Genomic DNA, 26,059 nt, shown 5'->3' with positions numbered 1-26,059 from the left:
GTTTGTTGCTTTGAAAGTTGTGAAACATAATTTAAGCCGCGCGCTTAAATTCCAAGAGTTGTACACTATTATCAGAGTTAAGCACTAATTATTTATAATGCTGTATATCCCCCATCAATTGTAACAACACTACCAGTAACAAATGATGACGCATCAGAAGCTAAATATAATGCTGCACCTTGTAATTCTTCTGGTACACCAGGTCGACCTAATGGTGTGAAATTCATCCATGTATCAATCATTTCTCCACCTTGAGCAAAATAGTCTCTAGTTAGTTCTGTTTCCATATAACCTGGAGCAATCGTATTTACACGTATACCATGTTCTGCCCATTCATTTGCTAAGCTTTTAGTAAACATAATTACTGCACCTTTAGAAGTATTATATGCCGCCTGTGGTTGTGGCGTATTTACAATGATACCTGACATAGAAGAAGTATTTACAATAGTACCTTTTTGTTGTTCGATCATCACTTTACCTACAGCTTGTGACACTAAAACCATACTGTTAATATTGACATCCATATTTTTAACCCAACGATCGTAAGGCATATCTTCAAATTTAACATGTTCATTGATTCCAGCATTGTTGAATAGAATATCAATACGTCCAAACTTATCCATTACATCTGAAACCATTTGCTCAACGTCTGACACATTTGTTACATCTACTTTACATGCCAAAGCTTGATTTCCTGTTTCAGTTTCAAATTCATTTGCTGTTTCTTTTGCTAAATCTAAATTAATATCGGCAATAACTAAGTTTGCACCAGCTTCAGCCAATCCTTTCCCCATTGCTTTTCCTAGTCCTGAAGCACCTCCTGTCACGATTGCGACTTGACCATCTAATTTAAATTTGTCTAAAACACTCATATATGTAGCCTCCATTTATTTCGTCTATTATTTATAATTGTAAAATAAATTGATATTCAAAGATAGTGTAAACGCTTACTGAATTCGTTTTCTATATTTAATTCTGAATATAATTCCTGTATATTCACTCTAAACAATTCAATTACTAAATAGTATATATGAACTTTGGCATCTGCTTTAGCATTGCTACTAAAGTAATCTTTAAAATATAAAAAACTGCATAACTTAATAAATCTGTAACTAACATCAGTAATAGTTATTTTAATAATTTATATATAAAAGACGAGACAGAAATCAAAATTCGATTTCTGTCTCGTCTAATGTCGCTGTCGCCATTTTATAATTACTTAAATGCTAATTTTTACGATTACATATTATTTAGTAAGACCAACCTAATGGATTTTCCACATGTTCTTCTAATTCTATTTCATCAATATCAACCATTGATTCTGATATATTTCTAGAATGGTAACCAATTCGCTCTAATATTGCAATCATATCTAGATATAATAAGCCGCCTTCTGGTGAACACTCACCTGAACTTAAACGCTTAATATGTTTCTTCCTTAAATCATGTTCTAGTTTGTAAGAGTCATTACTTATTTTAACAATTTCATCACGTTTAACTCTGTCATAAACGTTGAACATTTCAACTGTCTTTTCAAATGACATATTAACATGATTGTAAAGCTTTTCAATACTTTGTTCAGCTTTATCAGATATTTTGATAGGATCTGTATCTTTTTTCTTCAAATCTAATAAATAAGCTTCTGATAAGCCAGCTACTTTCAACATCGTGCGATTAACGTCGAATAACACGGACATCCTTTCGGCATCATCTTGTGACAACTTCTTCTCAGAAATTTTAGTAAGATACTGCCTAACATTATCATACATATTGTCAATTGCTGCATGTTTCTGAATAATATCCTTTTCGGTTTTTTCATCATAGTGATTGACTTTTTGTAACATGGATAACGTCATTCTACCAATGTTTTGAATTTCATCTTGAGCTTCTTGTAGAGCAATGTTAGGTGCTCTATTAATTAAGTTCTTATCAAGATGTCTTGGTTTGTATTTTTCATTGATATCTTCACCTGGAATAATTTTTGTAACTATCCAAGCCAGTACAAAAATAAATGGTAATTGAATTAAAGTATTTGTTACATTAAATGTACCGTGTGCAAATGCAATAACCATTTCTGGCTTTAAATTCAATGCGCCTTGCATCCACTCAATAACTAATTGATACAACGGTAAGATGAGCAAGAATATTGCTGCACCTATCACGTTAAACATGACATGAACTGCTGCAACACGTTTTGCTGCGAGAGACCCTGCTAAACTTGCAAGTATTGCAGTAATCGTTGTACCGATATTATCACCTAGTAATACTGGTAGCGCGCCATGTAAACTGATTAAATCATTAGCAAAGAACCCTTGTAAGATACCAATAGTTGCACTTGAGCTTTGGATGATAACTGTTAAGAATGTACCAGCTAAAACACCATATATTGGATTTGATGACATATCTAACATGATTTGTTTAAACCCATCTAAATTAGCGAGTGGCTTCACTGCACCACTCATCAACTCTAAACCATAAAAAAGAGAACCAAACCCAAATAAAATCATACCTATATTTTTAACTTTTCTTTTCTGAATAAAGAAAATTAAAAACGCGCCAATAGCTAGGATGGGTAGTGAATAAGCACCAATATCAATACCTATTATAAATGCTGTAACCGTGGTACCTATATTCGCTCCCATAACAACTCCGATTGCTTGTCGCATTGTCATAAATCCTGCACTTACAAGACCAATCGTAATGACAGTAGTCCCTGAACTACTTTGAATTAAAATTGTAACAATCATACCTGCCAAAACACCCATGATTGGATTACTCGTAAATTTATTTAATATACTTCTCAGTCGATCGCCAGCAGTTGCTTGTAAACCATCGCCCATCTGTTTAATTCCGTATAAGAATATACCTAAACCACCGATAAAAGTGAAAATTATCTCCATTACAGAAGAATCCATCGTCACACCTCTTTAAATTATTTGTAAACTATGTGAATTATAACTTATTTTTGTTAAGCAAATGTTAATTCTTTATTAAAATTATAGAAAATGTGCTAAACAATTATGTAATCATATTTCATTTAGTTTTCAATATGCTTATAAACAGTGCAATGACAGAGTTTAATAAAAACAAAAGCATTCTATTTTATAACAATTAACTTTCAAACAAATGACTATTTATGATTTATACGCCCCTTTTAATATAAGCATTTTAATAAATTTCTTATATTAAAAGGGGTTAGCTATCAAATTGATAGCTAACCCCGCTAATAAAAATCTTTTCTTTTAATCAATAACAATACAAGAAATAGTGCTATATTTTATATGCTTATGAAGGAACTTCTGTACGTTTTTCACTATGTTTTCTAATGATTGCGGCACTTATTGAAGAAATAACTCCAAAAATAATAAAACCGACAAACATCCACATAGTCGTATTCATTTCTAGTGGTTGATTCATATAAAGTAATTCTCTCAAATATTCACCATAGTGAGTAAATGGATTCCAACTCACAACATAATCTTGATAAAATTGAGGAAGCATTTGTTTAGGGAACATTACAAGTTGCATACTAAAGAACATTGCTATAAAGAATATTGGAATAGATTTCATACCTAACCAACTCATAACGCCTAAAATAAGTCCAATAAAGCCTAATAATGCAATAGAAACAAAAAGGCCTATTTTATTAATGTCAGGGAAGTCAAATCCTTGAACACTAGACATAAAGTATACATAACCAAATCCACCTACAAAGGCAGTAACAACTGCAATAGCCAATTGACCTAACGACGCAATAATACGGTGAGAAATTATAATGTTATCTGAAGTTCTAAATGCAAAGAATAGCAAAATAGATGCAACGATTGAACTAATCCACACTGGCATAAACATTAAGAATGATGCATTTCCATTACCTTGGTGACCTTTAACTTTATGAAGCTTTTGATCTGATACCTTTACAGGATTTGTAAGTCCTTGAATATCACTAGGGTTAACTTTAACATCCTGTTTTTCTAAAGTATCTAAACCTTGTTGTGTTATTTGTTCATTTAAATTATCACCGATACCTTTTAATACATTTGAAGAAATTTGTGATGCTTGCATATTCGCACCACTATTAGTCAATGTTTTAAATTCTGCTCGACTGGCAGTTATGTCTTGTGAAGCACCAGACTTAGCCATTTGACTTTGCATTTTTTTAGCCTGATCTGGCGGTATTTCACCTGATTGTATTTTCTCTTGCATTTCTTGCTTTTTACTATCCATTACTACTTTTTGAGTTTTACTCATTGCATGTTTTGAAAAATCTTTTTCAAAAATAGCTGCACCAAAATATTTTTGCTCATCTAATCCTTTTCGAGCATCTTTTTCATTATCTACTTCACCCCATTTTATAGTATCAGAATCACTGTTTAATAGTTTATCTTCTAATTTTTCACCAATGTTAATGTCATTATTTTGAATAGATGTACCTTCATCTTGATTAACTATAGCAATTGGTAAAGCTTTTGGTTTAGGATTATAAGCTGGATAAAATGCTATTGAAAATATGGCCAAGATGATTAGAATTACTATGGGTGCTATCCAAAGTAATTTATTTTTAAATATATTCATATGATTGACCCTCTTTTTGAACACCGTGTTGATTAATAACCACTTTGTTTATTATAATAAGCATAATTCAATAAGCAATATGCAATAAACCTCATTTTGTTTGTTTATCAACAAATAAACATGGTTTGTCTATTAAAGATTAAGGAGTTGAACAAAATGGTAGAAGATCGTCGTGTCAGAAAAACTAAAAATGCAATAAAACAAGCTTTTATAAAATTATTAGCAGAAAAAGAACTAGAACGGATAACGATACAAGATATAACAACGCTTGCAGATGTTAACCGAGGGACTTTCTATTTACACTACGAAGATAAATATATTTTACTTTCAGACCTGGAAGATGAGATTCTCGCTAGTTTAGCTGATGAAATAGGTACTTCTAAATTAGTTATGCAAGACTCAAATTTAGAAGATTTCGCTAAAAATTTTTCGAAAAAAATTCTTAAAAATATCATTCTTCATATACAAAAAGATATCGATTTTTACTTAGTTATTTTTAAGTTAGATAGAAAGAGTCAGCTTGAAGATAAAATTTCAGAGCTTATGTACGCTAATATGGTTAAAATTATTAGCAATAAGCAAAAAATTTCAGGCATTCCAATAGATTATTTTCATAGTTATGTTTCAGGTGCGACGATTTCTTTTATCAAACATTGGGTACAAGATAATAATAGAATGGAACCCAATATTGTTGCCGATCATTTATTCAAAATTATATTTAACGGTCCATTACGTCTAATGGCAAAAGAACAATATAAATAACACTTCTGAAGAAAGGACCCCAAATTATCATGATAACTGCATATAAACATTCACAAACAGATAAAGTAATCGAATCTGAACTGGATCACACAGCTTCATGGGTTAATGTCGTTGATCCCAACTGGGAGGAAATCGAAATGCTTATAGATCGCTATGACGTTCCTGAAGATTTCATACGCGATCCACTAGATAGAGAAGAAAGTGCGCGTGTTGAATATGATGAAGATTCGCATTATTCATTAATTATATTAGATTTGCCTATTATTAATGACACTAATTCAAAAGTATTGTCATTTATTACTATTCCTTTAGGAATTATTATTGGAAATAAAAAAATCATTACTATATGTAATGTTGAAAATGAATTCTTAGAAAACTTTGCGCGTCAGAATATAAACTTACGCTTTCATAGTCGTTTTGCATTAAACATATTGTTAACAATTACAAATCATTACAACAGAAATTTGAGATTGCTGAATAAAACACGTGTACGTATTGAACGTGACTTAAAGAATAACGTCACAAATAAACAACTTTATAATTTAATGGAAGTAGAAAAAAGTTTAGTTTATTTTTTAGCTGCACTTAAAGGTAATGAAAGCATAGTAAAAAAATTATTCCGTTTACCTGCTATGAAACGCTTTGATGAAGATGAAGACATTTTAGAGGACTTATTAATCGAAAATAATCAAGCCTTAGAAACGACGAGACTTTATACAGATATATTAGAAAGTATTACTACTTCATACGCATCATTACTATCAAATGAGATGAATAATACGATGAAAACATTAACGCTTTTCACTGTATTTTTAACTTTGCCAACGTTAGTATTTAGTTTTTTCGGTATGAATGTCCCCTTACCTATTGATGACCATAGTTATATTTCATGGCTCATTGTGATTGGCATTTCTCTAATTATCGTGACCATCGTAGGCGCATTTTTATGGCGCAAACAAAAGTTGTGAATTAGATTAAAAACGCTTATTAACTCGTACAAAATCTCTATAATTTTTTAAAAACGTACTTAAACTCGTGAAAATAGTGTGAATGAAAGACTATAGGATCGACTTATCTCACTAGAAGTATGCATAAATATAAAAAAGACTAATCCATTCTCATAAGGATTAGTCTTTTATTTTGAGAATATAAATTTTGTAATACCCTCAACCTTAATATACTTTTATACTACTATGCTTCTATATTTCTTTCTATATGACAAAGCGTATGTTACGCCAAAAGCTACGATAAATGCAATAATCATTGCTATACCATAATGTAACCAACCATTATTTTGACCACTAATAGATATAAATCCTGGTATACCTGCAGTACCTAATGCAATAGCTTTAACCTTAAAGAATGCTATATAGGCAGAACCAATACCTGAACCTACGATTGCCCCTATAAATGGATATCTTAGCTTCAAGTTCACGCCAAACATTGCTGGTTCTGTAATACCTAATAGAGCTGATACACCTGCAGCAGAGGCTACGCCTTTTAATTTTTTATTTTCTTTTATAATAAAGAACGCTGCAAGGGCAGCCGCTCCTTGTGCAATATTAGACATTGTTGCAATAGGGAATATAAATGAACCACCCGTTGATGAACTGTCAGCGATAAGTTGCGTTTCAATAGCAATAAAACTATGATGCATACCTGTAATAACGATTGGCGCATATAACAAACCAAATATAAGCCCACCGATAGCACCACCAAATTCATATAGCCACGTTAAACCGTCTGATAGCCAATACCCTAAAGTACGTGTTAATGGACCAACAAATGAAAATGTTATAAAGCCAGTTGATAATATTGCTAATAAAGGTGTTAATAAATTATCTAATACTGTTGGTATAACTTTCCTTAGTCCTTTTTCAATTGTTGCAAGAATATATGTAGCTACTAGCATTGGTAAGACTTGACCTTGGTACCCTACTTGATTAATTTCGAGACCGAATAAGTTCCAATGAGGAATCTCTTTTCCCGCTTCTAATGCTTTAGGATAATCATAAGCACTCATCAATTCTGGATGAACCAATATCATTCCAAGCGCCGCTCCAAGGTATGCATTGCCTCCAAATCGTTTTGCAGCACTAAAACCAATTAGTATAGGCAATAATGTAAATGGGGCATTAGCAAAAATATTAATCATTTCAGCTAAGCCACTAAACTGATTTTGTACTTCTATTAATGATTGATTATCATAAAAAATACCTGGTGCAGTTAATATATTATTGATACCCATGAGCAAACCACCAGCTACAATTGCTGGTATGATTGGAACAAAAATATCTGAGAGCATTTTCACAAACCTTTGAAAAGGATTCATGTTTTTAGTGCCTTGCGTTTTCACCTCTGACACCGAAGATGCTTCTTTGCCGGTAATATTTTCTAATTCACTAAATACTTTATTTACCGTACCAGAACCAATGATAACCTGGTATTGTCCCCCAGTTGAAAACGTTCCTTTTACAACATCCATGTCCCCTAACGCTTTTTCATCAACCAAGCCTTCATCCTTTAATACAAGTCTCAAGCGCGTTGCACAATGTGTCATTGCTTCAACATTATCTTCCCCACCAAGCGCTTGCAATATATTTTCTGCAGACTTTTTATAATTCATTATATAACCTCCTTCAATTAATGGAACCGGTACCAAAAACTCTATAATCATATTGTAATCGGTTCCAATAAATAACGCAATCCTCTTTTTGTATATTCTTTGTGACTATATTTAAAGTTTTAAGATTTAGTCAACTGCTAACATATCACTTTCTTTTATATTGAAGTAATGATACTTAATCTTGTCGATAAAATAGTCTTGTAACATTTTTATATTTTCTTCATTTGTAGGTGCATTATTCAAATGAATTGACCACGCCCTTGCAGGACATTCCGTATCAAAAAACATTTTATGTAGTTTCACTGTCTCTCTATTTACAGGTAACTGGTACTTTTTCAATAGTAAGGCTGCAATCCAATAACTTGCTTCTTCATTCTCCCCAAATTGTTCATCAGTCAATATCCCGTTAATTTTTGATTGGCAACGTTCTATACCAATATAATGATCATTCGCAAAAGCATTACCACAGTGCCATTCTACATATTGAGATGGATGAAACCAATAACATGTTTGCTTATTAACATACACACACGCCCATCCTTTTTCCAATTCATTATTATCTATCCTTTGCTGTAGCCAGACAATATAATCCTCTGCACTATTATTTTCTGCATCGTCATGTAACACGATACCTAATACTTCTGGTTTTAATTTCGTGATTTTAGATTCTTGATTGTAAAATTCAGAATAAATATGTTGCATTTTAAAACCTCCGCGACAAACCGAACAATATGAAATTTTAAGTTGATTTCTCAGAAAAAATTATCTTTTACTCAAAATACATTGCCCAAAATTTAATTTTTAACACCTAACCTCTTTATAATATTAAAAATTATTTATATTTAAAGCATTAAAATTCATAACTTTTTGTAATATAATGTATTTTAAACAATATACCACTTTAAATTATTATCAGGAGTTGCCTTTACTATGAAAAGTACAACTTTGTGTATTCATGAATTTCTAAATACTCATACACAACGGTGTATACATCAAGTCATACTTTTATTTTCATTAAATAATAAGCTAGATGTTACCCTAAATGGATATCAATTATCTGCAGAAAATCATATTATTATCATAAACCACAATGATTTATATCATATTTCAGATGCTGAACAAGTAGTAGAATTGAGTATCCCCATTCAACAATTCACAAAAACAATCAAAAGTTTCTTCAATTTTTACTATAATTATAAATTGTTAAATTCAAATGAATATCTTAAATTTCAAATTTTAACGATGATTCAACAGTTGAGCAAATGCGGACCTATTGAATCACCTTTACTTGATGAAATTATAACGATAATTAATAAGGAAGCAAAAATAGTACATGACTATACTTATATCCCATCTATATGCACAGAAAACACCTTACTAAATGATATAACTGAGTTTATAAAAGCTCATGTTACTCAACCACTTTCATCCAAAGATGTTTCGAGTACATTTTATATTTCTGCGCCTTATATTTCTATATTGTTTAAGAAATATTTAGGTATTAGTTTTAAACATTATATCACCAGTCTAAAAATCGCTTTGTCACTCGCTGATCTTATTCAAACGAAACACGCTATTTACCATATATCCGAGTATTATGGATTCAATCATTATTCAAATTATATTCATCAGTTTAAATATTTCTTAAATATGACACCTAATGAATTCAGAAAATCAGTACATGCTTCACAACAAAACAACATCGTACTTATCAATAATAATTTGAATCGATTCAAACCTCAAATTGATCTGATAACTAAAGAAAAGCCTGTTTCATCGAATCAATTACGAATTGATGCCAAGCAATTAGATTTTAAGGATTTGGCAAAACCCACTACTATCTTTATTCACATAGATAATCTAATGGATATTATTCAGTCTGACTTTAATTCTAAATTTAGTTTTAAAGATTTAACTGATGCCTACGTATTGATTAATAATCTTAGGAATCTCTCTTTAGAAAATTTAAGTCTTACTGGTATGATTGATTTTATTGATTCGCTATTCTCTGATTATATCGGCATTGCAATCAGAATAAAGTCTATATCACAGTTTGATTTTATTGAAAGCTTGATCTTACAATTTTTAAAATTCAAACCAAAGTATGTAAAACATCAACACAATTATAATTTCCTAATTCTCTTTGATACATCTCATTTATCATTAAACGATGTTAATCGTTTATATATTAAAATAAAAAATCTGAACTTTAATATAAAAATGGCTATTACCATCGAAGGTGTAATTAATCAGGTTAATTCTTTAAAAAATGCTTTTACATTACTCCAAAGGTTTAATTTTAATTATCATTTTATTGATATAGAACAAGTACAAGTCCGAAATCTATTAAATAAAAAAGGTGAAGGTTTTAATAATTCGATGAGTTATTATGATTACTTTAATAAAGTAATCAAAGCATCACATATTGATACATCAAAGTTTGTATATACAAAACTTACTAAGCACTGCTTCAAGTTTTATGAAGAAAGCCATCCTTTGGAAATATCTGATTTAATGTGTCATATTCTTATCTTGTTAGAGAGAGGTTGTGGTGTTGGCTACGAATTAATACGTAAAGAGAAAGCTGATGTAGCTCTGATGAATAGCCATGGAATTTATGAACCCTTAATGTATATATATCAATTCATTAGACCTTTTATTGGCAAGCCAATTTCTATTCATAAAAACTTTATTATGCTAAAAGAAAAAGAAGAAATTCATTTACTCTTATTTAATTCTGTAAATCATCGTACTTCTCCAAAAGAAGTACTTAATCTTTCATTAAAACAACCTATATTAAATTCAAAAATCACATTGTTTATACAGACATTGAACCGAGAACACGGATTTATTGACTATGCTTTACCACCTTCATTCAACGACATATATATTGAAAGATCCTTATTACGATATATTGAACAATCCACTATACCAAAAGCAGAAATTAGACAGTTTACGCAATTTAAAAATAGCTTAGACTTTATATTGCATCATGATGAACTAAAATATATTCGAATATTACCGTCTTAAATCTTCATAATTTAAAATTGCAATTGCGACAAACTTAACAAGTTTTAAATTGTATTAAGATACTTTAACTAAATGATGATTGGTACTTTCAATTGCATAAATTAAATATTTTAGATATAACAGAAGAAAATAGATATAAAGGAGTATGATACTTTGAAAAACAGTAAAGCGTTCGCAATTACTATAAGTGCAATAATGTTAATTGTTGCTATTGTATTGATTATTATGATGTTGTCTAGTGGTCAAAAAGAAACTTATTATGGCTATATGAAAAATGAAACAACTGCCGATAAAATTATCAGTGAAAAAGATCATAAAATAGAAAAAGATGTTAAGTTACCGGCTGAATCAGGGTTTTCACCTAAAAAAGGAGATTTTGTTAAGTTGATTAAAGCTGAAGGCGATGGTTCCTTTAGTAAAATGGAAGTTGTTGATCATGATGATATTCCTCATGGTTTAATGATGAAAATCCACGACATGGGCGAAATGAAAGGTATGTAATATTTGTACAATAGTCACTATGCAAAAACTCAAACATGCACTTCTCTAATTACATGATAATATATAATATAAAAATGAGGAGAGGCAAGGACAAATTAATTGTCTTAGCCTCTCCTCATTTATTAATAAAGTATGCCTACTTCTCTTTTGGCTTATAATCTTGCTTAAATTCGTTATGTTTAGCATCTTTGATATTTTTATTAGTTTCACTATCAAAACCTTGTACTAAAATACCTTTAAATGTACTAATTGGTTGCACTGTATACGTATGTTCTGAATCATCTTTAAATTTAACTTGCTTATAATATAAACCTTTTTTAGCACTATACAATGTTTTCTCAGATTCAATTTTTTCAGTTAAATTTTGTTCATCCATATAATGATCTACTAATTCTAAATTTTTGTGCCCCTGATATGTTCTCATGCCAAAGAAAAATACAATAGCAATAATCAGAGACAACACTAATAGACCCATGATTTTCAAAAATGTTTTCATCATTAATCTCCTTTAGTTAAAACGATAACTTTCTAACTGATAGATGTGTTGTTATGCCGCTCATTAACCCTTTATTACACTGTTATCATATAATAAAATACATAATATTATTAGTATGACTGATTACAAATAATTTATAAAGTCATATAGACTTTTTGTAACAAAATCTCCTTAAATTAATTTCTCATATAACATCATTTTCCATTTTCTAAAAGCACACTTCATTAGTTTAAAAGGCACTATAAATTACAGTACTTTTTCACTATATAGTTTCTAGTTAACTAAACATCGACAAATATTATTTCCATAGTAGAAAGAGGTGCACAACTGTTCCTTGACAACAACCATAGTTCATAATAAGGTTAAATTTCAAAAGGGGTGATTAAATGGAGGAAAAAGACAGCTACTTAGAAAGACAACTATGCTTTCTTTTTTATGTGTCTTCTAAAGAGATCATTAAGAAGTATACGTCTTACTTAAAAGAATTTGATTTAACATACACAGGCTATATTGTGCTACTAGCGATTAAAGTAGATGAAAAACTCAATATTAAAACACTTGGCGAACGTGTTTATTTAGATTCAGGGACACTTACACCTTTACTTAAAAAACTTGAGAAAAAAGGCTATGTAACTAGAACACGTGAAATTGATGATGAGCGTAATCTACAAATTGCACTTACTGAAAAAGGTGCAAATGTTAAAGAGCCACTCTCTAAAGTATCAAAACGTGTATTTAGCGAATTCGATATGGATATGGATGAAGCTATTAATCTAAAAGAAACATTACAACACTTCGTTAACAAACATTTTTCTAAAGATATTTAATCTGTTAGAGGTAAAGTTAAAGTTAGAAGTTCTAGTTTTCATGTTTTAATTTTTGACTTTACTTTCCTCTTACTTAAATCTTTTTTTCACTATGTCCCCACCCCACCAATGACACTAACTCAATTAAACTAATGGTTAGACTTTTTATTTCTATTTAGTTTGACTTTGACTTTCTTTGACTAATATATTATACTATATTTGTAAGATACAAGGAGAGGTGAATAGAGATGATACAAAGTACTAACAATCTTACTAAAGATTTATTAGAAAGTTTAGTCTCAGACCATCACGATTTCAAAGTAACTGTATACCAAGCACAAGATAGTTATACAGTTGAAGCTGAACTTCCTGGTTATCAAAAAGATGATATTACTATTAATTTTGAACATAAAACATTAACTATACTAGCAAAACGTGCATCTAATTTAGAACAACAAGGTTCTTATTTAATTAATGAACGCAATTCTAATCAGCAAAGCAGACAGTTTATCTTTAAACATATAGATACAAATAAAATAAAAGCAACTATGAATGACGGCATCTTAACGATAAAATTACCAATCAAGCAAACAAAAACACAAATTTCAATCGACTAAATTTGAAAATTTAAGGAGAGATGTATAATGGCTTTTGATAAAAAACCGTATAACAATCCATTTTTTGAAGGTGATCCAACTGAGTTGTTCAGAGATTTTGGACGTCAATTTTTTGGAAATTTTCCTGAAACTTCAAGCATTAAATCAGATGTAAGAGAGTTCGATCATGCCTTCATAATTGAAGCTGAACTCCCTGGTTTAAAAAAAGAAAATATTAGTTTACAATTTGAAAACGACACTCTAACAATTGAAGGTAAGCAATCAAACGACACTAAAGAACAAGATGAAGATGGTCGCATCCTTCATCAAGAACGAACTTATAGCGATGTTAAACGTCAATATCCTTTTGATAATATAGATGAAACTGCTATTAAAGCATCGTTTGAAAATGGTGTGTTAAACGTAACACTACCTAAAAAAGAACAAGAAGAACACTCAGCATCAAATATTCAAATAGATTAATATAGTCACTTTATTGACTACTGATAATCTTTATAAGATAAATTAAAAAAAGCTGTAGTTAGATTGGTTATCTAACTACAGTTTTTTTTATAATGTCGGATTTAATTTTTCACGTTTCATAATATGAATCATAGTAATTAAAGCAATCACGCCAAATATAGCTAATAAGATAAAAGAGAAATGGCTTGTTCCAGTAAGACTCGTTATAAATGCTATGACTAATGGAGGGAAGAAACCACCTAAGCCGCCCATCATCGAAACAATGCCGTTAGCTGATCCAGCCTCTTTTCCAAAATAAGTTGGTACAAGCTTAAATATTAAACCATTACCGAGGCCAGCGCACATGCTAATTAGTAAACATCCTATTGTAAATAATAAAATATGACTTGATAGACCTAACGTAATCGCACCTGTAATCATTAATAAAAAATCACAGATTAGTAAAGTTACAGCATTAAACTTATCTCCTAATACACCACCTAACGGTCTTAGGAAAGTAGCTAATGCGATAAACACCCCTGCTCTTATACCCGCATCAACTTCATTAATACCGAAATTTTGTACTAAGAAATTAGGCAAAAATAATCCAAAAGCTACGAATGAACCAAATGTAATAAAATACCAAAGTGATAAATAATATAACCTTAAATCTTTTATCAATATTTTATATTGTTTTACTAATGGTACTTTAATTTTAGGTTCTTTACTGTCCCCTAACAAAAACATAAAAATTGCAAAAAGTACTATGACGATTAGATAACCTCTAACTGTTGATTGCCAACCTATGATACCAGCTATCGGAGGTGCTAAGAATGAAGAAATTGCAGTTCCTATATTCCCCATCCCATATATACCGTTTGCTAATCCTACGCGATCTTTTGGAAAATACTTAGGAATAGATGTTACACCTACTGAAAATACAGCACCACCTACGCCAAGAAAGAAACCTGATATCATTAACATCTTAGGTGATTGTGCATGACTTAAAAAATAAATCGGAAATAATAATATAATAAAACTACAAAAGAATACCCATTTCGCACCAATAATATTTGTTAAATAACCAAACGGTACTCTTAAAATAGAACCTAATATAACAGGAATAGCTAAAATAATAGAAAGTTGACTGCTTGTTATATGTACATCCTGAGAGATAAAAGGCATTAGCGGCGCAATAATGCTCCATGCCATGAACCCTACAACAAGGCTTAAAGACTGCAATGTTAGTTGAAAACTACCACTTGCTTTGTTCATTCATTTCACCTTCAATTTTATAATTATTTTGATAATTCAGGCCAGTATTTGCATATAGTTGAAGTGCTGTATTTCTATGTAGTAATCATAAACATCAGCACCAGTGTAGTATGAGTAAGTATAAACGTTTCTATTAGCAGAATACCGGCCACAATCTAATTATAAAATCTTTGTGAAAAAATGAACATAAGGATTATCCCTTAACAAATAGTGGAATTTCCCTACTTCATTTAATGAAGCTTACACAAGAAACATAATTTGAAGTTTAGCTCTTCTCCAGTTTCACCTTTAATTTAATAAATTCTAAACAACAAAAAAAGAGCTAACTTAAGCCTGCTCATTTTAGGCAATTAAGTTAGCTCTTTTGTATAAGTACTACTTTAAAAATCAATCAATTTTTTCTTCATGGCATATTCTACTAATTCCGGCTTTGATTTTAATTCTAATTTTTGCATGATATGTGTTTTATGTGCCTCTACTGTTTTTACAGAAACAAATAATTTCTCAGCGATATCTTTATTCCCATAACCTTTTGCTATTAAAGGTAATATCTCTATTTCACGCTTTGATAAAATTTTATAAGGATCCGTTGTGGTTTGCTTATCATTACCTGAATTATTCACGAATTCATTGACTAGCGATGTCGTCAATTTCATATCAACATATGTTTCACCTTTAAATACTGTTCTAATTGCCAGTATCAATTGTTCATCTGGGGCATTTTTCAAAATATATCCTTTAGCACCATTTCTTAATACGTGAAATAAATATTCTTCGTCATCATACATTGTTAGTATTAGTATTTTGGTATCTGGAAAACTTTCTGTAATTTTACTTGTTGCTATAAGCCCTGACTCACCAGGCGGCATACTTAAGTCCATAATAAGTACATCTGGCTTGTATTTCATCACTTTTTGATACGCTTCCACACCATCGGCTGCAGTCCCGACGACTTCCATATCTTCTTGATAATTTAATATCATTGTAAATCCAGTACGCACAACTGCATGATCATCCGCGATAACTATTCTCAAAATTAATGTCTCCTTATCCCCTATATTGGAACTTCTAATGTAACAATTGTGCCTCTACCAATTTGAGTATCTATATTTATCTCAGCATTTACAAGTTCTGCACGCTCGTTCATACCATAAAGTCCCAAGCCAGTTCCCTTTGGCTGGTCTGTCTTTATAAATCCATTGCCTCTGTCTATAATTTCTGCAATTAGTTTACCGTGGCTAACTTGTACTTCAACTTCAATTGTATCTACGTTCGCATATTTAATAGCGTTAAACAAAGCTTCTTGTACTATTCTATAGACTACCGTTTCAATTTCATTATCAAACCTACGCATCGTTAAATTAGATTGATAGATTATATTGATACCATAATTCACTTCTACCTGTTTAAAATATGTCTTAAAGGCTGCATCTAATCCTAAGTCATCTAATGAAGATGGTCTGAGTTCTACAGATAAATTACGTATATCATCAATTAATTTAGACATCAATCCTTCTATGCGCTTAGAACCATTAACTAACTGCTCTATGTCTTGTTGATATTTTAAAAGTCTTAATTCAACATCTATATTTAACATTTCTTGTACTACACTGTCATGTAATTCTCTAGATATCCGTTTTCTTTCGTTTTCTTGAGCAGAGATTGTTTTTTGCATCATTTTTCGTTGATACATCTTGTCATGTCTTTCTATTTGAGGCGACACATTTTGTAACGTGAACGCTTTAATTCCTTTGGATTCATCGATTGTTTGATAAGTAGCTGCAAAAGGCTCAACTGTACCACGTGTCGTTTTCATAAACACCTGAAAGCTTGTATTCCCAACATTTTCTACTTCTAAAAAGCAATGTCTACAAGATTGTAAATCAAATTCATTAGTATAACCATCGCAATGGTTACATATGACATTAGTCATGACCTCATAATCATTATCCAATGAGATAATATCACTTGCTGCTTGGTTCATTGCAATCACTTGACCATGATTATCAACAAATACAATTTTTTCACTCGTTTTATTAAAATATTGCATTAACAATGATTCCATATCTAGTTGTTGATTGCTTTCCATTATAATCACCTAGTCTTCTTCATTAAATATGCCCAATTTATTTTTAAGTGATATGTTTTTATATGTTTTGGGCAAGGGTTGTTGATTGCGCTGACCTAATAGTAAAACACCATAAACTTTCTTTTCATACCATAATGGTATTGCAACCATCGCCGTTAATAACTCACAAAGAACTATAGGATATTTGTGTTGTTCCTGTGAGGATAATAATTGTGCTACATTTTCTATCACCATACGTTTCCCCGTCTTCATTACATTACCTGCTAATCCTTTTCCTTTGCGAAGTACGATCAATTTATAACGATTATTCAAATTTCCAGAGGCATAACACCATTTAATTGGTGAAATATCACTTTCTTGCTCATAAAATGCTATTGCAGCAAAATCAAATCCTTCTTCGATTCGAATTGAGTCTAATATTGATTGGTAATTAATACTTTCTCTTAACGATAATGCATTCAACTTACCGCCTCCATTCAAACTTTATGTTTACGATAAATAATATAACTGCGACTTGCATATGTGAGTGGTACACTCCATACATGAACGAGTCTAGTAAACGGCCAGAATGCCATAATAATAAAACCTAAAAGTATATGTGTTTTAAAAGCTAGTGGCACTTGTAACATCAAATTAGCATCTGGAGAAAATATAAATAATTGTCTAAACCAAACTGATATTGTCTCTCTGTAATCAAATGATGGTGTCATTGCGTTAGTTACAAGCGTTGCATAGCATCCCATAAAAACAATTGCTAATAATAAGAAATTAACAATAATATCAGATGCTGAACTTAGTCTTCTAATATTTTTTTTAGTTACTCGTCGTGCAGTTAATAACAACATACCAATCAGTGTTATTATACCAAAAACACTTCCAATATAAACAGCGCCAATGTGGTATAAATGATCACTTACACCTACTGCTGTTAGCCAAGAAGCAGGAATAAGCAAGCCTACTATATGTCCCATCGCTACAGGTATAATACCCAAATGAAACATCAAACTGCCCCATTTAAGTTGTTTCTTTTCTATAAATTCACTAGATTTTGCAGTCCAAGAAAATTCATCAAACTTAAATCTAACAAGATGTCCAAGAAAAAATATAGCTATACATAAATAGGGCATAATCACCCATAAGAATTGATTAAACATGTTGCTTCACCTCATTTACAGGCTCTATACAAGCTTTTAATGTCTCTCTTAGCCCTTTTATCAAGAAATAATAAGGACTATTTTGCTCTGCCAATTGATTTGCCATCGCATACGTACCATCTTCAATAATCATAATAACAAATTCAATGTTCCCTTTTGCTCGTGGATCGTTTTTCCACTGTGCAATATATAAAAATTCAAGCATTAATGGAAGAAAATCAGATAGTTCATTATCTGCCATTTTCAATCCAAACATTTCGTATAATACTTTTAATTTAGCTAATAATTGCCCTCGTTCCTTTTGAGTATCAAACTTATTATATGTCATATAGAGTGGCGCAGTTTTATTAAAATCAAATGTATCGGAATACAATTGCTTTATTTGCAATAAACTTAATTCATACATTTGTTCACGGTACTGAATTAAATCTTGGTACGCCGGGTGTTCCATATGAATAACTTCTTCAAACGTTTTAGGGTGCAATGTCAGCTTATCTGGAAATAATAATTGCTGGGCAAAGTATCCAAGTACCTCTTGATGTTTATTAAACTGCACTAAATTAATCACGGAAAATCCCTCCATAGAAATTATCATTATAGATTTCTTGTCCTGATTTTCCAGAAGAAGTAGTTACAGGTACACCGCATCCTTCACAATTTGAGCCGAAGTATTCTCCTCCATATCCTTCGCTACCTTGTGCACGATATGTGTCCATATATACTTCTTTGTGTGATGTAGGTATTACAAAACGGTCCTCATGTTTAGCAATTGCCAATAATCGATACATATCTTTAGTTTGTCTTTCTGATAACCCAAGTCTTGATAATCTATCTACATCAAATGCTTTATTTGTTACTTGTGAGCGCATGTAACTTCTCATCATTGCCATGCGTTGTAATGCAGATTTCACTGGTTCAGTATCACCTGCTGTGAATAAGTTAGCCAAATATTGAATTGGTAACCTCATTTCTTCGATTGCTGGAAAAATCATATCAGGATTTCTATTCGCCTTTGCTGCAGTTTGCCCTTCAAAATAACTCATAATTGGACTGAGTGGTGGACAATACCATACCATTGGCATCGTGCGATATTCTGGATGTAAAGGGAATGCCAATTTATATTCAATGGCTAATTTATAAACTGGAGAATTTTGAGCAGCTTCTATCCATTCTAATGAGACGCCATCTTTTTGCGCTTGCTCTATAATAGCTTCATCATAAGGATTCAAAAATAAATTCAATTGTTTTTCATATAATTCTTGCTCATTTTCAGCTGTAGCAGCTTCTTCTACTCTATCAGCGTCATAAAGTAATACGCCTAAATAACGCATTCTGCCCGTGCACGTTTCTGAACATACTGTCGGCATCCCCGCCTCAATACGAGGGAAGCAGAATGTACATTTCTCTGCTTTATTTGTTTTCCAGTTAAAATAAACTTTTTTGTAAGGGCAACCTGTCATACAATATCTCCAACCACGACAAGCCTCCTGGTCTACAAGTACAATACCATCTTCGTCACGTTTATACATTGCTCCAGATGGACATGATGCTACACAACTTGGATTCAAACAATGTTCACATAATCTTGGTAAATACATCATAAATGTTTGATCAAATTGAAATTTAATATCTTCTTCAATACGTTTAATATTTGGATCTTCTGGTCCAGTAACATGACCACCTGCCAAATCATCTTCCCAGTTTGGTCCCCATTCTAAATTTAATTTATCACCTGAAATCAATGAATGTGCTGTAGCTACCGGGGAATGATTCCCCGCTTTAGCAGTTGTAAGATTTTCATAATTATATGTCCACGGCTCATAGTAATCTTTAATCACTGGCATATTAGGATTGTAAAATATTTTCCCTAAAGCAATTTTCGATAACTTACTGCCTGATTTCAGTTCTAATTTACCTTTTTTATTTAAATACCAACCGCCCTTATATTGCTCTTGATCTTCCCATTGTTTCGGATAACCAATACCAGGCTTTGTTTCTACGTTGTTAAACCACATATATTCTGCACCAGGACGGTTAGTCCACGTACTCTTACAAGTAACACTACATGTGTGGCAACCTATACATTTGTCTAAATTTAACACCATTGCAATTTGCGCTTTAATCTTCAAGCCAGTCAACCTCCTTCAGCTTTCTCACTGCTACATAAACATCTCTTTGATTCCCTATTGGACCATAGTAGTTAAAGTGATAACTAATTTGTGCATAACCTCCAACAAGTTGTGTTGGTTTTAAATGAATACGTGTTGGCGCATTATGTGAACCACCTCTTGTGTCTGTAATTTGTGATCCTGGTGTTTCAATATGTTTATCTTGAGCGTGATACATAAACATCGTTCCTCTTGGCATTCTATGAGATACTACTGCTCTTGCTGTTACAACACCATTGCGGTTATATATTTCTAACCAGTCATTATCTTTGATTTCGTGTCTCTCTGCATCCTCATTGGAAAGCCATACAGTTGGACCACCTCTAAATAAAGTCAACATGTGTTGATTATCTTGATAAGTTGAGTGGATATTCCATTTGCCATGTGGTGTTAAATAGCGCAAGACAAGCGTACTTTCATCTCCTGTTACCTTCTTGTCTCTCGTACCGAATACCATTGGCGGTAAAGTTGGTTTATACACGGGTAAACTTTCACCGAATTGTTGGAACACTTCATGGTCAACATAATAACTTTGTCGTCCCGTTAATGTTCTAAATGGAACTAAACGTTCTATATTAGTAGTAAATGGTGAATAACGTTTACCATTCTTATTTGATCCCGGGAACACAGCTGTTGGAATGACTTCTCGGGGTTGAGCAGTTATATTTAAAAATGAAATTTTTTCTGATGCGCGTTCACTTGAAATATCTTTCAACGGCATACCTGTTTGTTGTTCTAAATCTTCATAAGATTTTTGCGATAACTTACCATTTGTAGCTGAAGACAGATTTAATACAACGTCTGCAGCTCGTCTTGCAGTATCTAATCTCGGTCTATCATTTTTTATGGAATCCTCGACCTCTTCATTCCATGTTCCAACCATGCTTTTTAACTCTTCATATTGTTCTGCTACTGAGAAACTTACGCCATGAGCCCCTATTTTAGCTTTTTCTAATAAAGGTCCTACCGTAACGTATTTATCAAATATTTTAGTATAATCTCTATCGACTACTGCAAAACCTGGCATTGTTTTCCCAGGTATTGCTTCAATTTCACCTTTCGTCCAGTCTTTAATTATGCCATTAACATTAGAGATTTCTTGTTTTGAATCGTGTGCAAGTGGTGCTGTAACAACATCTTTATAAACACCTTTTAGATGTATTTTTGCCATTTCTGATATTTCTTTACTCAATGTTTTAAAAATATCCCAATCTGAACGTGATTCCCATAATGGATCTATCGCCGGATTAAACGGATGTACAAATGGGTGCATATCTGTCGATGACAAATCGTGCTTTTCATACCAAGTTGCAGCAGGTAAAACAATATCTGAATACAATGGTGTGGATGTCATTCTAAAATCTAGGGATACAAGTAAATCCAGTTTACCTTCTGTATCTTCTCTCCATTTAATTTCCTCTGGCTTCACCTCTTCGTTTGGCTCAGCTAATAACCCTGATTTAGCACCAAGTAAGTGTTTCATAAAGTATTCTTGTCCTTTAGCAGAACTTGATATTAAATTAGAGCGCCAAAGGAATAATGTTTTTGGATGATTCTGTTTTGAATCTGGATCTTCAATTGCAAATTTCGTTTCTCTAGACTTCACGGACTCAATCGCACGTTTCATGATTGCTTCATTATTAAATTCTCCAGCGTCTTTGGCTTCTTCACCAAAAGATAAACTGTTTCTATCAAATTGAGGATAAGATGGTAACCAACCACATCTAGCAGCTAAGACATTGTAATCAGCAGGATGTTGATGTTTAATATTTTCTGCCAATGGAGATTTCAAGCTATCGATATTTGATTCTTCATATTTCCATTGGTCTGTTGCGAAGTAAAACCAACTTGTTCCATTTTGTAATCGAGGTGGTGCTTGCCAGTCTTTAGCAAAGGCAATCGTATTCCATCCTTCGATAGGGCGACATTTTTCTTGTCCAACATAGTGTGCCCATCCACCGCCGTTTACACCTTGACATCCACATAATAATACTAGATTCAAAATAGAGCGATAAATCGTGTCGGAATTAAACCAATGATTAATACCAGCTCCCATGATAATCATTGAACGACCATTGGTATCAATTGCATTTTGCGCAAACTCTCTACCAACTTGGGTCACAACATTTTGTTTAACTCCAGTTATTTTTTCTTGCCATGCCGGTGTGTAATATGATGCTGCATCATCATATCCTGATGCCTCAAGTTCATGATTGAAACGTTTCACACCATACTGGCTCGTCATTAGGTCAAATACAGTGGTAATATATTTCTCTTCACCATTTGCTAATTTAACCTTTTGTACAGCAATAGGACGCTCAAATATACCGTTACCTTCATTGTTAAAGAATGGAAATTGTATATGCTTTAATTCATAGTCATCTTCCGCAAAACTCATTGCTGGGTCAATTTGCTGACCTTCTTCATTTTCTAATTTTAGGTTCCATTGTTTGCCATCTTCCCAACGCTGACCCATCGTGCCATTTGGAACTGTTAATTGTTTTGCTAATTTATCAAAAATCACAGGTTTCCAGTCGCCATTTTCAGTGTGTTGACCTAAATCCTGCGCACGTAAGAAACGCCCAGCTTTCAAGCCGTTATTATCTTCATCTAACATTAGGACAAATGGCATGTCAGTATATTGTTTTGCATAATTAATAAAATAGTCATTTGGTTGATTTACATAATGTTCTTGTAAAATAACATGCGTCATCGCCTGTGCGACTGCAGCATCTGTGCCTGGATGCGGAGCTAACCAATTATCAGCAAATTTAACATTTTCTGCATAATCAGGGGCAACTGATACTACCTTTGTGCCTTTATAGCGAACTTCTGTCATAAAATGCGCATCTGGTGTCCTTGTTAATGGAACATTAGATCCCCACATCATAATATAAGATGCGTTGTACCAATCACTAGATTCTGGTACATCAGTTTGTTCACCCCATATTTGTGGAGAAGCAGGTGGTAAATCAGCATACCAATCATAAAAGCTCAACATTTCTCCACCTAATAAACTCATAAAACGTGCACCAGAAGCATAACTTAGCATCGACATAGCTGGGATCGGCGTAAAACCAGCCAATCTGTCTGGACCATATTTCTTAATTGTATATATAATTTGAGCTGAAATGAGTTTTGAAACATCTTTCCAATTCGTTCTTACTAATCCACCCTTACCTCTTGCTTGTTTATATATTTTAGCTTTTTCATCATTTTCAACAATCGACGCCCAAGCAGCTATCGTATTGTTTTGATGCGTTTCTAATGCTTCTGTCCACAACTCCCATAACTTACCACGAATATAAGGATATCGGATGCGTAAAGGACTGTATTCATACCAAGAAAACGACGCGCCTCGAGGACACCCACGTGGCTCAAATTCAGGTAAGTCTGGTCCACAACTAGGGTAATCTGTTTGTTGGTTTTCCCAAGTGATCACACCATTTTTCACAAATACTTTCCAAGAACAAGATCCTGTACAGTTCACACCATGTGTCGTTCTTATTACTTTGTCATGACTCCAACGTTCTCTATACATTTTTTCCCATTCACGACTTTTACTTTCTAAGATTGACCAATCACCATTAAATTTTTCTGTTGGTTTAAAGAATTGCAATCCAAATTTTTTCATTTTATACATCCTCTCACATCATTCATGTATAATTTATATAGCATTCACAAATTTTGTATTTCTTTAATTCTTATAATCATTGTACATTTTTTCACAAAGTCTAAACATTAGGGATTTACCTATTTAGCTAAAAGAATCCCCTAATAAATTTTGAGCATAAAAAAGCTCCCTCTACTCGTCATAATGATTACCATCATTACAAGTAAAGAAAGCTTTAATTAAAATTTGAACGTCAATTTTCTTTTTTATACGGCAACTACTTGTTTTTCACGTGACTCTATGCGCATCAAATGATCAATAATTCCAGTATAAAATGCTTCAAGTTCTTGTCCTGTACGTTTTCTATCGAGATTATCTAACCCCAAGAAATCGACATGGTCCCAATCATTTTTAATTGGCATAACCTGCCAAACTCCTTTTTCAGTAGCTTGCGTTAAATCTTGTACTTTTTTAGCGGGTTGTCCAGTTGGACTTAAAGCAGAAGTTACTGCTACCACACCATCATTTTCTTGCCAATCCTCTCTAGAATCTTTGCCTATCAAGTTACTTGTTAAATTCAACAGTCCAAACAAACCAATGTTAGGTGCGTGATGACCTAAACTATTTTTATGAGTAGCTTGTCCTGCAAAAGATGTGTAGACAATATTAGGGTTAACTGATGTCTTTAAGTTCAAATCCTCAGCACCAAATGTTGTTAAATCTCTAGCTGCGTTATCTTCTGTATTCCAAATTGGACTATCTCTCAATCGCTTTACATATTCTATATACGTTTCATTAGGCTGTTGTTCGAAACCCCATTGTGAAAGTCCAAAATCAATTTTGGTTATTTTATTATTACCTAATTTTGCTACATTGTTTAATATATTTTTTATAAAATCTTTATTTGCTAAATTGTCAGCAGCCTGAGAACCTTTATGGGGCGTTGCCAATGTCGTAATTGATGAAATCATGTTATCTTTTTGTCCTTCGAATAATGGAGATATTGTACCACCATGTTGTTCATGATATTTAATTTCTTCTGGATTCCCAAATCTTAAAAATTGCTCAAGTAAACGAATTGTTTGTCCGCCCATACTGTGACCAATTAAATGTACTTTCTGACCTGGTTCCCAATTAGGCATCACGCCTTTATATGTTTTACCATATCTATTGTGCCCGTATTTTGCAGCATGTGCCGCACCATAATCTACCTGACCACCTTTAATGAAGTGATATAACTCTACAGCACGACCATAATTACTACCAACTGCACTTATGCTCGCTTCGTATACTTCATAACCTGCTTTTTCTAATGCTTCCTTCACTTTATATTTCTTTCCACCCCAATAAGTTGGATACAAATCTGGTTTATTACCATCCATTAACCCTAAGAAACCATGTACCAATATAATTGGATATTTATTTACATGTACACCTTGTTCTGCTTTTTTAGCTGTATTTAATAAAGTTTCGACCTCAGTTTGTTGCACTTTAGAACGATTACGTGTTGTAGCTTGTTTATTGCCTTCTAAATCTTTTACTTTTGTCGGATTATTTTTAGATTCTTGTTTCACTTCATTTTTATTTGGATTAAAACCATTTTTTGTTTTTAAATTTTTTACCTTTTGTTCATTGCTGTTTTCTTCATTTTTATTTTCAATGTCTGTTTGAGCTGTTTCTGTTTTATTCGGAGTTTCTTCTGCTTTTTCTGCTTCTGCTTTATTTGGAGCTTCTTCTACTTTTTCTGCTTCTGCTTTATTTGGAGCTTCTTTTGCTTTTTCTGCTTCTGCTTTATTCGAGGCTTTTTCTACTTTTTCTGCTTCTGCTTTATTTGGAGCTTCTTCTACTTTTTCTGCTTCTGCTTTATTTGGAGCTTCTTCTGCTTTTTCTGCTTCTGCTTTATTTG

22 protein-coding genes are annotated in these 26,059 nt (G+C 32.3%); 7 read left to right on the top strand and 15 right to left on the bottom strand.

Translation table 11 applies throughout. From position 1 onward, the window contains the following. Positions 1 to 92 precede the first annotated feature (92 nt). From BTM19_RS08670 to BTM19_RS08660, 3 genes are all read right to left on the bottom strand, one after another. Positions 93 to 872, bottom strand: coding sequence for a glucose 1-dehydrogenase (locus BTM19_RS08670; protein ID WP_029378385.1), 780 nt, complete (start codon positions 870 to 872; stop codon positions 93 to 95). A gap of 378 nt (positions 873 to 1,250) precedes the next feature. After that, positions 1,251 to 2,915 carry a Na/Pi cotransporter family protein gene (locus BTM19_RS08665; RefSeq protein ID WP_029378384.1) on the bottom strand — a complete coding sequence of 555 codons (1,665 nt, stop codon included), beginning with the start codon at positions 2,913 to 2,915 and terminating at the stop codon, positions 1,251 to 1,253. Between the two features lie 370 nt (positions 2,916 to 3,285). Then, a complete protein-coding gene (locus BTM19_RS08660; RefSeq protein ID WP_058625530.1) occupies positions 3,286 to 4,575 on the bottom strand; it encodes a YhgE/Pip domain-containing protein in 1,290 nt (429 codons plus the stop codon). Positions 4,576 to 4,731: 156 nt separating this feature from the next. Here BTM19_RS08660 and BTM19_RS08655 point away from each other — a divergent pair, with 156 nt between their 5' ends. Together BTM19_RS08655 and BTM19_RS08650 are read left to right on the top strand one after the other, a co-directional pair. Beyond that, positions 4,732 to 5,337 carry a TetR/AcrR family transcriptional regulator gene (locus tag BTM19_RS08655; protein ID WP_029378382.1) on the top strand — a complete coding sequence of 202 codons (606 nt, stop codon included), beginning with the start codon at positions 4,732 to 4,734 and terminating at the stop codon, positions 5,335 to 5,337. A 29-nt stretch (positions 5,338 to 5,366) separates the two neighbouring features. Next, positions 5,367 to 6,305 carry a magnesium transporter CorA family protein gene (locus tag BTM19_RS08650; RefSeq protein WP_058625531.1) on the top strand — a complete coding sequence of 313 codons (939 nt, stop codon included), beginning with the start codon at positions 5,367 to 5,369 and terminating at the stop codon, positions 6,303 to 6,305. 215 nt (positions 6,306 to 6,520) lie between these two features. Here the strand turns inward: BTM19_RS08650 and BTM19_RS08645 are convergent, their stop codons facing one another. Next, positions 6,521 to 7,963, bottom strand: coding sequence for a sucrose-specific PTS transporter subunit IIBC (locus BTM19_RS08645; protein ID WP_058625532.1), 1,443 nt, complete (start codon positions 7,961 to 7,963; stop codon positions 6,521 to 6,523). 126 nt (positions 7,964 to 8,089) lie between these two features. Continuing rightward, complete coding sequence (locus BTM19_RS08640) at positions 8,090 to 8,665, bottom strand: peptidoglycan recognition protein family protein (RefSeq protein ID WP_058625533.1); 576 nt, start codon at positions 8,663 to 8,665, stop codon at positions 8,090 to 8,092. Between the two features lie 228 nt (positions 8,666 to 8,893). Between BTM19_RS08640 and rsp the strand changes: the two genes are divergently transcribed. Beyond that, a complete protein-coding gene (rsp, locus tag BTM19_RS08635; RefSeq protein WP_029378378.1) occupies positions 8,894 to 10,993 on the top strand; it encodes an AraC family transcriptional regulator Rsp in 2,100 nt (699 codons plus the stop codon). A gap of 153 nt (positions 10,994 to 11,146) precedes the next feature. Then, a complete protein-coding gene (locus tag BTM19_RS08630; RefSeq protein WP_058625534.1) occupies positions 11,147 to 11,494 on the top strand; it encodes a DUF4889 domain-containing protein in 348 nt (115 codons plus the stop codon). 136 nt (positions 11,495 to 11,630) lie between these two features. Here BTM19_RS08630 and BTM19_RS08625 read toward each other — a convergent pair whose 3' ends face one another. Next, positions 11,631 to 11,990, bottom strand: coding sequence for a DUF3139 domain-containing protein (locus BTM19_RS08625; RefSeq protein ID WP_080661267.1), 360 nt, complete (start codon positions 11,988 to 11,990; stop codon positions 11,631 to 11,633). A 386-nt stretch (positions 11,991 to 12,376) separates the two neighbouring features. Here BTM19_RS08625 and BTM19_RS08620 point away from each other — a divergent pair, with 386 nt between their 5' ends. The 3 genes from BTM19_RS08620 (at position 12,377) to BTM19_RS08610 (ending at position 13,875) form a co-directional block, all read left to right on the top strand. After that, positions 12,377 to 12,817, top strand: a complete 441-nt coding sequence (locus tag BTM19_RS08620) for a MarR family winged helix-turn-helix transcriptional regulator (protein ID WP_029378375.1) — start codon at positions 12,377 to 12,379, stop codon at positions 12,815 to 12,817. A 227-nt stretch (positions 12,818 to 13,044) separates the two neighbouring features. Further along, positions 13,045 to 13,413 carry an Hsp20 family protein gene (locus tag BTM19_RS08615; RefSeq protein WP_029378374.1) on the top strand — a complete coding sequence of 123 codons (369 nt, stop codon included), beginning with the start codon at positions 13,045 to 13,047 and terminating at the stop codon, positions 13,411 to 13,413. A gap of 27 nt (positions 13,414 to 13,440) precedes the next feature. Next, a complete protein-coding gene (locus BTM19_RS08610; protein ID WP_058625535.1) occupies positions 13,441 to 13,875 on the top strand; it encodes an Hsp20/alpha crystallin family protein in 435 nt (144 codons plus the stop codon). Positions 13,876 to 13,962: 87 nt separating this feature from the next. On the opposite strand, the gene BTM19_RS08605 is transcribed toward BTM19_RS08610, so the two are convergent. From BTM19_RS08605 to lip, 9 genes are all read right to left on the bottom strand, one after another. Beyond that, positions 13,963 to 15,129, bottom strand: a complete 1,167-nt coding sequence (locus BTM19_RS08605) for a nitrate/nitrite transporter (protein ID WP_038679065.1) — start codon at positions 15,127 to 15,129, stop codon at positions 13,963 to 13,965. Between the two features lie 380 nt (positions 15,130 to 15,509). Beyond that, positions 15,510 to 16,163 carry a nitrate respiration regulation response regulator NreC gene (gene nreC / locus BTM19_RS08600; protein ID WP_029378371.1) on the bottom strand — a complete coding sequence of 218 codons (654 nt, stop codon included), beginning with the start codon at positions 16,161 to 16,163 and terminating at the stop codon, positions 15,510 to 15,512. A 20-nt stretch (positions 16,164 to 16,183) separates the two neighbouring features. Continuing rightward, complete coding sequence (locus BTM19_RS08595; protein ID WP_029378370.1) at positions 16,184 to 17,218, bottom strand: sensor histidine kinase; 1,035 nt, start codon at positions 17,216 to 17,218, stop codon at positions 16,184 to 16,186. Positions 17,219 to 17,227: 9 nt separating this feature from the next. Continuing rightward, the gene (nreA, locus tag BTM19_RS08590) at positions 17,228 to 17,680 is read right to left on the bottom strand and encodes a nitrate respiration regulation accessory nitrate sensor NreA (RefSeq protein ID WP_029378369.1); all 453 of its coding nucleotides are present in this window, start codon (positions 17,678 to 17,680) and stop codon (positions 17,228 to 17,230) included. 14 nt (positions 17,681 to 17,694) lie between these two features. Further along, entirely contained in the window at positions 17,695 to 18,372 is a 678-nt protein-coding gene (gene narI / locus BTM19_RS08585) for a respiratory nitrate reductase subunit gamma (RefSeq protein WP_042362134.1), read from the bottom strand. Next, on the bottom strand, positions 18,365 to 18,940 hold the full coding sequence (gene narJ, locus BTM19_RS08580) for a nitrate reductase molybdenum cofactor assembly chaperone (RefSeq protein ID WP_038679068.1): 576 nt from the start codon (positions 18,938 to 18,940) through the stop codon (positions 18,365 to 18,367). Before narJ ends, narI begins: the two co-directional genes overlap by 8 nt. After that, positions 18,933 to 20,501, bottom strand: a complete 1,569-nt coding sequence (narH, locus tag BTM19_RS08575) for a nitrate reductase subunit beta (RefSeq protein WP_029378366.1) — start codon at positions 20,499 to 20,501, stop codon at positions 18,933 to 18,935. The genes narJ and narH overlap by 8 nt, the downstream gene beginning before the upstream one ends. After that, positions 20,491 to 24,174 (bottom strand): nitrate reductase subunit alpha, encoded by a 3,684-nt coding sequence (locus BTM19_RS08570; RefSeq protein WP_029378365.1) that lies wholly within the window; start codon positions 24,172 to 24,174, stop codon positions 20,491 to 20,493. Before BTM19_RS08570 ends, narH begins: the two co-directional genes overlap by 11 nt. A gap of 245 nt (positions 24,175 to 24,419) precedes the next feature. After that, the coding region (lip, locus tag BTM19_RS12965) for a YSIRK-targeted triacylglycerol lipase (RefSeq protein ID WP_099265831.1) at positions 24,420 to 26,059 on the bottom strand (1,640 nt) is incomplete at its 5' end.

Origin of the sequence: Staphylococcus xylosus (assembly GCF_002732165.1) — a bacterium.
In the GTDB taxonomy this organism is placed as follows: Bacteria; Bacillota; Bacilli; order Staphylococcales; family Staphylococcaceae; genus Staphylococcus; species Staphylococcus xylosus.
The sequence above is the reverse complement of the archived record's forward strand: the minus strand, read 5'-3'. Positions and strand labels throughout refer to the sequence as shown.